The sequence below is a fragment of the Acidisoma sp. L85 genome (assembly GCF_009765865.1).
Lineage (GTDB): Bacteria > Pseudomonadota > Alphaproteobacteria > Acetobacterales > Acetobacteraceae > Acidisoma.
The window spans coordinates 128,597-142,150 of sequence record NZ_LMUQ01000061.1; the positions used below are offsets into that span (position 1 = coordinate 128,597).

The window sequence follows — 13,554 nt, forward strand, 5'->3', positions numbered from 1 at the left end:
ACCATGCATGCCGGCTGGGATCCAGGCCGGCATGCCGCCAAAGCCGCGCGAAGGCGAGTTCGACCGGCGCGTAGGACATGTAGGCGCAGTAGGAGAGCCCGCCGAGCGCCGTAAGGCCCGGCACCCGGCCAAGAACGCGGTTTCGATTGGCCGCGAGCGAAAGAAGGCAAAGGAAGATACCGCCCACCGCCACGGCATCGGCGGCGGAATCTGGCGTCCCAGCCAAAATGCCGAGCGTCGCCACCATAAGCCCCACAAGACCCGCCAAAGCCGCGTTACGCTGCCCCATGGCCGGCAGCATGATGGCGATCGCCATTCCGGCCAGGAACTCCGGAAAAAACCGCCAGAGCGCACCGGCATAGGTCAGGTTGAGACCGGCGGGCGAGAGTAGCGCCACGGCCCCCAGCGCGGCCCACAGGACCAGGGAGCCCAAAGCCGCAATCCTCACTCCGAAACCCGAGACAAGGCTCAGAAGGAGAGGAAAAGCCAGATAGCCGGCCCATTCCGTGCTGACCGACCAGGACGGATAGTTCCAGCTCCAGCCTTGGCTGGCGCCCCAGCCATTCAGCATGAGGAGCTGCAGGAAAAACTCGCGTCCACTGGCACGACCTGCCTGATGTGGCGCAACGCCTGCCGCCTCGGCGAGCAGGAACCAGCCGCCGAGCAGCAGAAGCAGGGTGAGGTGGACAGGATAAAGCCGGACGAGACGGCGCCACCAGAAGAGCAAAACGTCGCGGGGTCGCAGTCCCAGGCTTGGATAGCGATGGGCGAGCACACAGCCCGAGAGGATGAAGAAGCCATCGACGCCGAGGTAGCCGCGCTTCACCCAGGGACGCAGAAGCGGAAAAGCCAGATGAAGGTCGAGATGATAGGCCAATACCCAGAGCGCAAGTAATGCGCGCGCGGCCGTCAAATCCGGCAACTTCCGCGAGCTATCATCAACTAACAGACCAGCGGTATCTTCGTTGTAGGAATATTGGTTCGTAACTACGCGACTAGGTAAATGTTTCGATAAAAATTCGTGCACAACGACACAATAGCTCGTGACAGGAGGCTGCCCGCTAGATAAAGAAGTGCCCGCGACGCCATCGCGCCGCGGGCCAAGTTTAGGGAGGAAACGCCAGTCACACGACAGAATGAGGACCTAACCTCATCCGTGACTGAAGCATGCGGAGATAATCCGCCCTCGTCCATTAGAAAAGTCTGAAGTTTTCCCGGTTTTTTTCGAATACGAACGAGTTATGCCCGTTTCGTAATCAGTCTTGCGTTGGATGCCTCAGACGATGGCAGGCCCGCGTCAGCGGGCCTGCCATTTCTATGTCAGCGCTTCCACCATCCGCGCTTCTTTTCCGCACCCACCGTATCGACTCCAACCACCACCGGCTGGATCACCGGAGCGGCCGAACGCTCGGCTTGTTCAGCATAGGGATCGGACGCCGGGGCCTCGGTGCCATCGGGCGGGATCAGTGGCGCGGGGTCGAAGACATTGCTCCTGATGCCCGAGTTGAGCGGCGGCTGGTGCACCATCTCCTCCTCAAGCTGAGCATCCTCCTCGCTTGGCATGCGCGGCGTCGGCGCCGCAGCCGCACGAGCGCGTGGCGCAGCGCGCCGACGAGGCGCCGGCGCGCTGTGAACTTCGTCCGGCGCCAATTCGCCTAGCAGCTCCAAAGGCGCCGCGGCCTCCTTTGGCTTCCGGGCCCTTGGGGTGCGCGCGGGAGCGCGCCCCTTGCGCGCCACCGGCGCCACTTCGACCGCTTCAGCGGGCACCACGTCGGCAACGGGCGCCGCAACCTCGGGCGTCTCGACCGCCGGACTCTCAGCCGCGACGGCCATGTCCGCCGTCGAAGCTTCGTCGGCCGCGAAAGCCTCGGCGGCTGCCACCGCGCTTTGCTCCGGGACATCAGACGGCGCGAGTCGCGTGGGTTGTGGCTCCGGCACAAAGTCTAGCGCCGCGAAGAGCTCATCGACCTGCCCCGCATAGGGATTGGCCGGGGTTGGACCGCGATACGGAACCGGCTCACCGGTGCCGCTAACCTCGCTGCGCCGCCCGCCACCGCGACTGCTGCGCCGGCGGCGGCCACCGGTCGTCTCCGCCATAGCCACCGGCTGCGGCATCTCGGGCGATGGCCCGATCGGCGGCATGATGTCGGGACCAGGGCCGCTGGGATCACCCGGAATCTCCGGCCCCGGACCATTCGGCACAGGCAATTCGGGTTCGCGGCCCGGACGCTCCGGTATTTCGGGTCCCGGACCGGGAACCGGACGATCGGGCAGCGGCGGAACGCCCGGATCCCGTGGCCCGGGCGAAGGCTCGTCCGGAGAGATCGGCGGGATCGCCGGCTCCTGCGGCGCGGGCGTGGGATCGGCTGCCTGAAGCAGGTCGCCGTCTTCCTCGTCGTCGCTCTCGAAGCCGCCTTCCGACTGGAACTCGCCTTCGCCCTGGAACGGCTGCGTATTATTCGCGGCGCCAGCCTCCTGGCCTTCCTCACGACGGCCGCCACGACGGCGGCGGCGACGGCGACGGCGACGCTCCTGTCCTTCCTCGCCACTCGCGCTCTGCTGCGCATTGGGCTGGACCTGCGCCTGCACCGCGGCAGCGATGATGGCCGCCTCGGGAACGGGCACGGATTGCGGTGTCGAATGCAGCACTGCGGCGGTTTCCCCTGCTTCATCCTCCGCGGCGGTGTCATAGACCGCAGTGGCGGAGGTGTTCATGGCGATCGGGCCGCCGATCTGCGGCGCCTCGCCACTCTGCACATAGGGTTTCGAACGCTCGATGCGCACCTGCGGCGCCAGTAAACTCTCGTCCTGCAACAGGATGATCTGGATGCCGTGAATACGCTCGATCGCCGCCAGACGCTCGCGCTTGAAGTTGAGGATATACATCGCGACCGCACCGGCGAGATGCACCTGCAACTCGGACGCACGGCGTCGCGCCGCCTCTTCCTCAAGCGCACGCAGCACATGGATGGCCGAACTTTCGACGCTGCGGACGTGCCCGAGGCCAAGGCAATGCGGGCAAGTCACGAAGGCGGTCTCGGCGAGCGACGGGCGCAGCCGCTGACGGCTCATTTCGAGCAGGCCGAAATGGCTGATCTGGCCAATCTGGATCCGCGCGCGATCGTTTTTCAGCGCTTCCTTGAGGCGCCGCTCCACCATCGCATTGTGCTTGCGGCTCTCCATGTCGATGAAGTCGATCACGATCAGCCCGGCGAGATCCCGCAGGCGGAACTGGCGCGCCGCCTCATCCGCCGCTTCGAGATTGGTGCGCAGCGCTGTCTCCTCGACATTGCGCTCGCGCGTCGAGCGGCCGGAATTCACATCGACCGCGACCAGCGCCTCGGCCTGGTTGATCACCAGATAGCCGCCGGATTTGAGCTGCACGGTCGGGCTCATCATGGCGTCGAGCTGCAACTCGACCTGATGCTTGGCGAAAAGCGGCAGGTCGCTGTCGCGCCATAGCTGGACCTTGGAGACATGCTGCGGCGTCAGCATCCGCATGAAGTCGCGCGCGGCCTTCCAGCCGGCCTCGCCATCGACCAGCACTTCCTCGATATCGCCGGTATAGCCGTCGCGGATCGCCCGTTTGATAAGGCTCGCCTCCTCGTAGATGAGGGACGGCGCCACCGATTGCAGCGTGTGGTCGCGAATATCGTCCCACAACCGCAACAGATACTCGCAGTCGCGCCGGATCTCGGGCTTCGGCCGGTTGGCGCCGGCGGTGCGGACGATCATGCCCATGCCCGCCGGCATATCGACTTCCTTAATGACCTCGCGCAGGCGCTTGCGATCGGCGAGCGAGGTGATCTTGCGGGAAACCCCGCCGCCGCGCGGCGAATTGGGCATCAGCACGCAGTAGCGGCCGGCCAGCGACAGGTAGGTGGTCAGCGCCGCGCCTTTATTGCCGCGCTCCTCCTTCACCACCTGGATCAGCATGATCTGGCGGCGGTGGATGACTTCCTGGATCTTGTAGTTGCGCATGAAGCGGGTGGACTGGCGCCGCTCGGGCGCCTCCTCGCCGCCATCATTGCCCTCGGCGCCGCCGATATTCTCCGGCGCCTCCTCGGTCGCGTCATCCTGCGCGACGGAAACATGGCCCTCAGGCTCCGCGAAGGACGGCAGATCCGCCTCGGCCAGTTCGGGAGGCGCCTCAGCCGAGATTACGATATCCCGCGCCATCGCCGCAGGCTGCGCCCTCGGCGTGGATGTCGCTTCGCTTTCTTCCTCGGCCGGCGGCTCGACTGAAGCGCCTATAAGGGCTTCGGCCGCAACGGTCGGCTGTTCGGCGGGCGCGTTTTCGAGTTCCGCTTCAACCGCCGCCTCGAAGGCGGGCTCGATCGCATCGAATTCCGAAATGATCGGGGCTTCGCTCTGCGCTTCGGCAAAGCCGGACACCTTGCGGCCCCGCGAGGCCGCGCGATCCTGAGCGGCTTCCTCGGCCGCCTCAGCCTCCTCCTCGGCGCGCAACTCGGCCGCCTCGATCTCGAGCAGGCGCTGCCGGTCGGCGACGGGGATCTGGTAATAGTCGGGATGGATTTCGCCGAAAGCCAGGAAGCCGTGGCGATTGCCGCCGTATTCGACGAAGGCGGCCTGAAGGCTGGGTTCTACCCGGATGACCTTCGCGAGGTAGATGTTACCCTTGATCTGCTTCTTGGTGGAGGTCTCGACGTCGAAATCCTCGAGCTTCGTGCCGTCCAGGATAACGACCCGGGTCTCCTCCGCATGGGTCGCGTCGATGAGCATTCTTTTCGTCATGTACTGAAAAACTCCGGCGTGCCCGGAATGCGGGCACGGCCGCCGATACGCGGCGACTTGCAATGAGTGAAATAAGGTGGCGGCTGGTCCACGGATCGGACGGCCTTGCTCTCACAATGAGGCTCTGAAAGGCCGTCGTCATCGAACGTGTCCCTACCACCGGGGGATGCGCCGCTCGCTCACGAACGGCTGTGTTGATAAGGCGCGGTCCTGGCTCGCTCCCGCACCGCGTCACGCTCGCGGCGCGCCGCGGAGGCGGAAACGGATGAGGCCGGGTTAGACCCGTTTGCCTGAACACGCAGAAGCGGGGAGCCGGAGCCGACGATCGGCACATCCAGCACACGCCCTGCCTATAAGGATGAGCCAAACCGCCAGGGGTTGCAAGGCGACCCGATCGCCGAGGCCGATTATGCCGCAAATTAATATCGGCCATCTCAAAGGAAAGATGATTTCGCGAAGCTCACCTGTTAAGTTCTGCCCCGTGAACGCTCAAAACACTCAGGGAAATGCGCTTCCTGCCTCCCACGCCATGATCGAGCGTAGACTCGTATTGGGCACGGGCGTTATCGCGAGCCTGTTGTTGCCGAGCTGGATCCTGCCCGCCCTTGCCCAAGCGGAGACCCTGAGAAAGCGGTTGCACCGCGGCGGCAAACACGCCCCCGCGACGGTCGCGCGCTCTTCCAAGCATTCTCCGGTCGTCATGCTCGACCCGGGTCACGGCGGCAAGGATCCGGGCGCCATCGGCGTCGCCGGCACCTACGAAAAGCACGTGGCGCTCGCGGCCGCGCATGACCTCAAGTCGCGCCTCGAGAAGGGCGGCCGCTACCGCGTGCTGATGACCCGCGCCGGCGACCGCTTCATCCCGCTGGAGGAACGCGTCGGCCTAGCTCAGCAGCACGGCGCCGATCTCTTCGTATCCATGCATGCCGATTCGGTCCCCGACCACAGCGTGCGCGGCGCGAGTGTCTACACGCTCTCCACCAACGCCTCGGACGCCCAGACCGCCGGCCTCGCCGCGCGCGAGAATAGCGCGGACCGCTTCGGCGGCCCAGGTTTCACCGGGGTCTCCCCCTCAGTTGCCCGGATACTGGCAAGTCTGGTCGGCCAGGAGACGCGGATCGGCTCGGCGACCTTGCAGCAGGACATGGTGCGCTGCCTGACCGGCGGCACGCAGATGCTTAACCAGCCATCCCGCCACGCCGCCTTCGTCGTGCTGAAATCGGCCGAAATTCCCAGCGTCCTGGTCGAGATGGGCTTCATGTCCAACTTCAAGGACGAGACGGCGCTGCGCCAGCAATCCCACCGCCAGCAGATTACCCAATCGATGTCGGATGCTGTGGATTCCTGGTTCGCCGCCCGCGATGGTGCTCGCATGGCTGGCTGAAGACCAGTCATCCAGCCTGCGGAAGGGCGCCCGGCTGAGGTGTCGCAGCCAACAGCCTGTCGCTGTCGTCCTTGAGGGTAACGCCACTGATTTGCCGCGCCAGAGCCTGGTCGATCAGCCAGCCCACCCGCCGCGCCGCCTCATCCAATACCATGCCTTCTGGCCGGATATTGGAAACGCAGTTGCGATCCGCATCGGTCCGGCCGAGCCGGGGCCCAAAGGTGACGTAAGCGCCCAGACTATCCGGCGAGGACAGACCCGGCCGCTCACCGATCAGCACCAGCATGAGCTTGCTTTCCAACAACTCGCCGACCTCGTCCCCCAAAGCCACCCGTCCGCGCGGCGCGAGGCAGATCGGACCCACCGTTCGGCCGCCGCGCAGAATGACCGGAACCATCAGCGCGAGCAGTGTCGCCGCGTGGCTGCCCGTCGCCAAGGCGGAGAGCCCGCCCGCGACCAGGATCGCGACCTCGGCACCCGGCCCCGCCGTCTTGAGACGAAGCGCCGAATCGGATGCCAGACGACGGCCAAGATCCGGCCGCGTCAGGTAAGTCGCCTGATCCATACAGCGGCTTTCGACATGCAGCACGGTCAGGCCAAGAGGCGTCATCGCTTCCGCCACCGCATCCAAATCCAGCGACGCATGCACCGCATCCCGCGCCAAGGCATGGGCGGCGCGGAAAGCGAGATGGTCGGTGGTTGCTATCCCAGGTCCCGCGCGGCCGAGCCCGATACGCGCGGCGGTCAGGCCGCGAAGATGGCTCCAGCGATCACCGCCGCTCATGCCGCGATCAGTTTGTGGAAGCGCTCCGGCATTTCCAGTGGCCGCACGCGTCCGGCCGCATCCATCAGCCCGGCGCGCTCCAGCCACGCCTCGAATTCCGGCGCGGGCTTCAGCGCCAGCATCTGCCGCAGCGCGAGGACATCGTGGAAACTCGTGCTCTGATAACCGAGCATCACGTCATCCGCGCCGGGCACGCCCATGATGAAGGTCAGGCCGGCCGCGGCGAGCGTGGTCATCAGCAGGTCCATGTCATCCTGATCCGCCTCGGCATGGTTGGTGTAGCAAACGTCGCAACCCATCGGCACGCCGAGCAGCTTGGCGCAGAAATGGTCTTCCAGCCCGGCCCGGATGATCTGCTTGCCGTCATAGAGATATTCCGGCCCGATGAAGCCCACGACGGTATTGACCAGCAGCGGCGAGAAGGCGCGGGCGACGGCATAGGAACGCGCCTCGATCGTCTGCTGATCGCAACCATGATGCGCGTCGGCGGACAGCGCGCTGCCCTGGCCGGTCTCGAAATACATCACGTCCTGACCGATGGTGCCGCGCCCGAGCGAAAGCGCCGCCTCGCGCGCCTCGCGCAAGGTCGAAAGGCCGAAGCCGAAGCTGGTATTCGTGGCCTCCGTGCCGCCGATCGACTGAAACACCAGATCGACCGGCGTTCCGCTATTCATCAGCTCGATCGCTGTCGTCACATGCGTCAGCACGCAGCTTTGCGTCGGCACTTCCAGCCGCTGGCGTAGATCATCGAGCATGCTCAGCAGGTCATGCACACGCTGCGGACTGTCTGAGGCTGGGTTGATGCCGATCACCGCATCGCCGCAGCCCAGCAGCAACCCATCAACGATGCTGGCGAGAATGCCGGCGGGGTCATCGGTCGGATGGTTCGGCTGCAGGCGGGAGGCAAGACGGCCCGGCAAACCGATCGTATTGCGGAAGCGAGTGACCACGCGCCGCTTGGCGGAGATCAGGATGAGATCCTGAATGCGGCAGATCTTCGAAACCGCCGCGACCATCTCGGGTGTGAGGCCCGGTGACAGCGCCCCCAGCGCCTCGCCATCCGCCTCATCCGATAGCAGATGATCCCGCAAGCCGCCGACAGTGAGATGGCGGATCGGCGCGAAGGCGGCGGCATCGTGACCATCGACGATGAGCCGCGTGATCTCGTCGCTCTCGTAGGGCACCACGCTCTCGCTGAGAAACGCCGCGAGCGGCAGAGCGGCCAGCGCCATCTGCGCCGCCACGCGCTCCGCCATGCTGGCCGAGGCCACGCCCGCAAGCACATCGCCCGAACGCAAAGGTGTCGCGCGTGCAAGCAATGTGCGGAGATCGGAAAAGCTATAACGCGTGCCGCCGACGGTCTCTGCATACATGGCAACCGGTTCCCAATCCGCTCGGACGCCGAGCACTGCCACGGCACCACCCCCAACCCTCCCTTGGCGGGAGGGGAGAGGTTTTCCCTGGCTAGATTTGCCTCCCTGCAAGGGAGGGGCCAGGGAGGCGTCGCTTGGAGCGACCATAAGGCTGAAAGCGAGGCGCACCCAACGCCCCTTGTCAAAGCGTTCCATCCGCAAGCCGCAACACTCGTTTCGCGGCAGGCAAGCTAATACCCGAGCTTAGACCTTTGGCGCGGCCATGCTATCGGGTGCCCTTCCGCCATCCGAGGCCTGCGGCAAATAGTATGACGAGCCCCCGGCGGATGCCGAACCTAGGACCCGCAGGACCGCGCCGCATCCCGCTCGCGCCCAAGCGCCGAATCGTCGCCCGCCGCCGTCCGCTCGAATGGTCGCTCGCCGTCTCGCTGTGCCTGCACGCTGCGATACTGCTCTATTTCATCATCAATATCCCGCTGAAGCCGCCGCCTGAGGCGACGCCTTCGCCCGCCGTCGATGTCGTCTTCGAGGGCGGCGAGAAGAAAAGCAGCGCGCCGAAAGGCGTGCGCGGTCCCGCGCAGCGGGCGCGCGAAGCGGCGCCACAGGGCGCCGTGCCCCGTCCACCCTCTCGAGTAGCGGAACAAGCCGCGCCGGCGCCCGAGCCGCTCCCGCAACCGCCCCCGCCAGCACCTCCCGCGCCGACTCTGCCGCAACCGCCTGCCCCGCCACCTCCGGCGCCGACTCCGCCGAAACCCACTCCACCGAAACCGACGCCGCCGACACCCATTCCGGCGCCGAAGCCGCCAGCAACACCTAAGGCCCCGCCCCTGCCCAAACCGGCGCCCGTTTTGCCTTTGCCGCAGATCAAGCTGCCGCCACCTCCACCGGCTCTGCCGCCAGCTCCTGTCCCGCCGCCGGCTCCGCCGGTTGAGAGCGAACAGCCCGAGGTCAATCTGGCGCTTCCGCCCGAGCCGCCTTTGCCTGAACTTCCGCCGCCGCCGCCGCCGCCGCCTCGGCCACCAGCCCCCCCATCGCCCCGGCTTGCGCGCCAGGCGCCCTCACGCCGCAGCACCTTGGGTGGCGGCGTCATGATGAACGGTCTCTCCTTCAACGGCGGAGGCAGTCTCAGCGGCGGCCGCAGCACGCGCGGGCTGAACCTATCGCTCGACCAATCGGAGGCCCCGGCGAATGGCGCCGATCTCGCGATTACCGGGGCGATCGGCGCCGACTGGCGCGCCGCCTTCGCGCAATGGGTGGAAGACCATAAATACTATCCGCCAGGCGCGGGCATGCTCGGGCAGGAAGGGCACGTCGTCGTCCATTTCACGGTCGATCGCACCGGCCATGTGAGCGCCCTGTCCTTTGTCACCACCTCCGGCTACGCGCTGCTCGACCAAGCCTGGCTCGGACTATTTCGTGGCGCCGACCTGCCGCCCTTCCCGGCGGGCACCAAGGCGGACAGCGTCGCGATCACCGCCTCGATGCATTACGAGATCATCCGCCCTTAGAGAGTGGGCGCCTTCAGTTTGGCCGTGCCCATTCCTCCCGTCATGCTCGGCGAAGGCCGGGAATCCACGGCTTGCTTTCTGCGCCAAGGCAAGACGTGGATGGCACGCCTTCGCGTGCCATGACGGATCCTCGGTCGCGGTTGAGTATCAGATTAAGCATCCCTCGCGCCCCAACGCGCCGCGTCAATGCATCGTCGCGGCTTGGCGGGGGTTAGACGCCGCGTCGGTCGCGAGCACCTCAAGGCGCATAGAGGTCTCCGGCGCAAGCAGTCTCTGATCCGCCCAGACAAGGACCTGAGCCAGTACCGACGCCGCGCATTGCGCCGCCATCGCCGCCTCGTCGCGCAGGATCGAGCGCAGCAGGATCATCGACTCCAGTGACCGCGCCTGCTGTTGGAGGGCAACCACATGCAGCAGCCGCTTCTCGTCGGCAGACACCGAGCGGTCGCACAGACAGCGAATCGCGATCGGGCGATAGGCCCCCGCCGGCGTTGCCAGCGCCATCATCATCGCGCCGAGCGGCGCCACCGCCTCGCGGCATCCCAGCATCTCCAGCACAGCACCCGTCTCTGGCGAATCGGGCAAACCACGGCGGCGCGCCGCAAGCCAGGCCCGCATCGCCAGCAGCAAAGCGGTCTCCACGGGGGGCAGATGGTGCTGATCATGATGAGCCACGAGTGACGCTCCGATGCAATTGCGAGGCATTCGCAATTGCAATCTACGGAAACGGCTGAGATTGCACAACCGCCCGCCGGTTCTGACGTCAGAACTGATGTGGCAAGTCAGCCTTTCGCGGGAACCGGCACCACGCTCATCGTGGCGGCTGGCGGGCCATAGACATCCCGCGCGCGCTTGAGAAAGGCATAGACCATCCGGCGCACCGCCTCGGTGAAGACAGCGCCGATGGCCATTTGCAACACCCTGCTGCGGAATTCGAAATCAACGAAGAAGTCGATCAGGCAGCCGCGCGGATCCTCGGAAAACTTCCAGCGATTGTTGAGGTAACGGAATGGGCCGTTCTCGTAGCGCACGGTGATATGCCCTGGCCGGTCCAGGGTCACGCGGCTGGTGAAGCTCTCGCGGAACGGGCCGAAACCGATGGTGAGGTCGGCGACAAGTTCCGCATCGGTGTGGCTGCGGATGCGGGCGCCGACGCACCAGGGCAGGAACTCGGGGTACCGCGCGACATCCGCGACCAGGTCGAACATCTGGTCCGGCCGATAGGGCACATGCTTCTGCTCCGCGTAACGCGGCATCAGGCGCCCATGGCGGAGAGTGCTGTCAGCCGCTCGGCCCGCGCCGCCTTCAACGCCGCGAAATCGGCATCGGCGTGGTAGGAGCTGCGGGTCAGCGGCGTGGACGACACCATCAGGAAGCCCTTGGCGCGGGCGAGCGTCGCGTAGTCGCCAAAGGCGTCGGGCGTCACGAACTCGGTGACGCTGACGTGCTTGGGTGTCGGCTGGAGGTATTGGCCGAGCGTGATGAAATCGACATCGGCGATGCGCAGATCGTCCATGACCTGACCGATCTCGGCGCGCGCCTCCCCGAAGCCGACCATCAGGCCGGACTTGGTAAAGATCGCGGGGTTCAGCATCTTCACCTGGTCGAGCAGCCGCAGCGACTGGAAATACCGCGCACCCGGCCGGATTGTCGGATAGAGGCGCGGCACGGTTTCCAGATTGTGGTTGAAGACATCGGGCGCCGCCTCGGCGACGATCTCCACCGCGCCGGGCTTGCGCAGGAAGTCGGGCGTCAGCACCTCGATCGTAGTACCGGGAGCCGCGGCTCGGATGGCACCGATCACCGCCGAGAAATGCCGCGCCCCGCCATCGGCCAGATCGTCCCGGTCGACCGAGGTGATGACCACATGGCGCAGCCCGAGCTTAGCCACCGCATCCGCGACACGCACAGGCTCGCCGGCATCCAGCGCATCGGGCATTCCGGTGCGAACATTGCAGAACGAGCAGGCGCGCGTGCAGGTCTCGCCCATGATCATCATGGTGGCGTGACGCTGCGACCAGCACTCGCCGATATTCGGGCAGGCGGCTTCCTCGCAAACCGTCACCAGCTTATTGGCGCGCATGAGTTCGCGCGTCTCGTGGTAGGTCGGATGGTTGGGCGCGCGGACACGGATCCAGTCGGGCTTGCGCGCGATGGCATTGTCAGGGCGGTGCGCCTTCTCCGGGTGGCGGAGGGTCGCGGTGCCGCCTTCGCGGTGGTCGATCAGAATGCGGGTCGCCATCAGTCTCCCCACGGAGCGGATCAGTAACTAACAGTCATGCTCGTCGGAACAAACCTGACGGGGCGAGCGGGATTAGAAGTGTATGGCGCGGCCCCAGGCGTCAAGCACGGCCTCATGCATGGTCTCGCTGACCGTGGGATGCGGAAAGACCGTCTCCATAAGCTCCTGCTCGGTCGTTTCCAGAGTCCGCGCGATGACATAGCCCTGGATGAGTTCAGTGACCTCGGCCCCCACCATATGGGCGCCCAGCAGCGCGCCGGTCTTGGCATCGAAGACAGTCTTGACCATGCCCTCGGGCTCGCCCATCGCGATGGCCTTGCCGTTGCCGATGAAGGGGAAGCGGCCGACCTTCACCTCATAACCGGCGGCCTTGGCCTTAGCCTCCGTCAAGCCGACGGAGGCTACTTGCGGCCGGCAATAGGTGCAGCCGGGGATATTGCCGATGTCCATGGGATGGACATGCTGTCCGGCGATTTTCTCGATGCACACGACACCCTCATGACTCGCCTTGTGAGCAAGCCACGGCGGGCCGGCGAGATCGCCTATGGCATAGACGCCCTCCTCCTCCGTCCGGCCGAAGCCATCGACTGTGACGTGGGTCCGATCGACCTTCACCTTGGTGCCTTCGAGGCCGAGGTTCTCGACATTGCCGACGATACCGACAGCCGAAATCACCCGGTCGACGGTAAACTCCTCGGTCTTGCCACCCGCCTCGACTGTGACGGTGACGTTATCCGCGCCTTTCTTGGCGCCCTTAACCACCGCGCTGGTGATGATCTTCATCCCCTGCTTCTCGAGCGCCTTGCGGGCGAAGGCGCCGATTTCCTCATCCTCCACCGGCAGCATGCGGTCGAGCGCTTCGACCACCGTCACCTGGGCGCCCATGTTCAGATAGAAGCTGGCAAATTCGATGCCGATGGCGCCGGAGCCGATCACCAGCAGGGTCTTCGGCATCATTGTCGGCACCATGGCCTGCTTATAGGTCCAAATCAGCTTCCCGTCGGCCTCGATGCCCGGCAGTTCGCGGGCGCGGGCACCGGTCGCCAGGATGATATGCGGCGCCTTGAGGGTGACGACAGGCTTGCCGTCCTTCTCCACCGCAAGGGTGTTCTTGCCGGCGAGCTTGCCCTGGCCGTCAAAGACCGTGACCTTGTTCTTCTTGAGCAGGAAGCCGACGCCCGACGCGAGCTGCTTCGCCACCGCGCGTGACCGCTTCACAACCTTTTCGAGGTCGAAGGTGATTGCCTCGCCGGAGCTGAAGCCGAATTCCGGCAGATGGTGCAGCAGGTGGTTTATCTCGGAGGTGCGGAGCAGCGCCTTGGTCGGGATGCAGCCCCAGTTGAGGCAGATACCGCCGAGATGCTCGCGCTCCACCACCGCGGCCTTGAGGCCGAGCTGGGCGGCGCGGATGGCGGCGACATAGCCGCCGGGTCCGCCACCGACGACCACGACGTCGAATTGCTGTTCGGCCATGGTGGCCACTCCCTATGTTAAACCGGCCGAGGGCC

10 protein-coding genes are annotated in these 13,554 nt (G+C 65.7%); 2 read left to right on the plus strand and 8 right to left on the minus strand.

Annotation, left to right across the window (positions count from 1 at the left end; all coding sequences use genetic code 11):
• A partial coding sequence (locus GSQ83_RS19035; protein WP_158804464.1) for an acyltransferase occupies positions 1-913 on the minus strand: 913 nt, incomplete at its 3' end.
• Positions 914-1,320: 407 nt separating this feature from the next.
• The gene (locus GSQ83_RS30645) at positions 1,321-4,755 is read right to left on the minus strand and encodes a ribonuclease E/G (RefSeq protein ID WP_305782231.1); all 3,435 of its coding nucleotides are present in this window, start codon (positions 4,753-4,755) and stop codon (positions 1,321-1,323) included.
• Positions 4,756-5,284: 529 nt separating this feature from the next.
• Between GSQ83_RS30645 and GSQ83_RS19050 the strand changes: the two genes are divergently transcribed.
• Positions 5,285-6,139, plus strand: coding sequence for an N-acetylmuramoyl-L-alanine amidase (locus tag GSQ83_RS19050; RefSeq protein ID WP_158804465.1), 855 nt, complete (start codon positions 5,285-5,287; stop codon positions 6,137-6,139).
• A 7-nt stretch (positions 6,140-6,146) separates the two neighbouring features.
• Here GSQ83_RS19050 and eutC read toward each other — a convergent pair whose 3' ends face one another.
• Positions 6,147-6,923 carry an ethanolamine ammonia-lyase subunit EutC gene (gene eutC, locus GSQ83_RS19055; protein ID WP_158804466.1) on the minus strand — a complete coding sequence of 259 codons (777 nt, stop codon included), beginning with the start codon at positions 6,921-6,923 and terminating at the stop codon, positions 6,147-6,149.
• Entirely contained in the window at positions 6,920-8,296 is a 1,377-nt protein-coding gene (locus tag GSQ83_RS19060) for an ethanolamine ammonia-lyase subunit EutB (RefSeq protein WP_158804467.1), read from the minus strand. The genes eutC and GSQ83_RS19060 overlap by 4 nt, the downstream gene beginning before the upstream one ends.
• Positions 8,297-8,622: 326 nt before the next feature.
• On the opposite strand from GSQ83_RS19060, the gene GSQ83_RS19065 reads away from it, so the two are divergent.
• Positions 8,623-9,804, plus strand: a complete 1,182-nt coding sequence (locus tag GSQ83_RS19065) for an energy transducer TonB (protein ID WP_158804468.1) — start codon at positions 8,623-8,625, stop codon at positions 9,802-9,804.
• Positions 9,805-9,987: 183 nt separating this feature from the next.
• Here GSQ83_RS19065 and GSQ83_RS19070 read toward each other — a convergent pair whose 3' ends face one another.
• The 4 genes from GSQ83_RS19070 to lpdA form a co-directional block, all read right to left on the minus strand.
• Positions 9,988-10,479, minus strand: coding sequence for a hypothetical protein (locus GSQ83_RS19070; protein ID WP_158804469.1), 492 nt, complete (start codon positions 10,477-10,479; stop codon positions 9,988-9,990).
• A gap of 107 nt (positions 10,480-10,586) precedes the next feature.
• Complete coding sequence (locus GSQ83_RS19075) at positions 10,587-11,060, minus strand: type II toxin-antitoxin system RatA family toxin (protein WP_158804470.1); 474 nt, start codon at positions 11,058-11,060, stop codon at positions 10,587-10,589.
• On the minus strand, positions 11,060-12,046 hold the full coding sequence (gene lipA / locus GSQ83_RS19080; protein WP_158804471.1) for a lipoyl synthase: 987 nt from the start codon (positions 12,044-12,046) through the stop codon (positions 11,060-11,062). Before lipA ends, GSQ83_RS19075 begins: the two co-directional genes overlap by 1 nt.
• Positions 12,047-12,118: 72 nt before the next feature.
• Positions 12,119-13,519, minus strand: coding sequence for a dihydrolipoyl dehydrogenase (gene lpdA, locus GSQ83_RS19085; protein WP_158804472.1), 1,401 nt, complete (start codon positions 13,517-13,519; stop codon positions 12,119-12,121).
• Between the last annotated feature and the right edge of the window lie 35 nt (positions 13,520-13,554).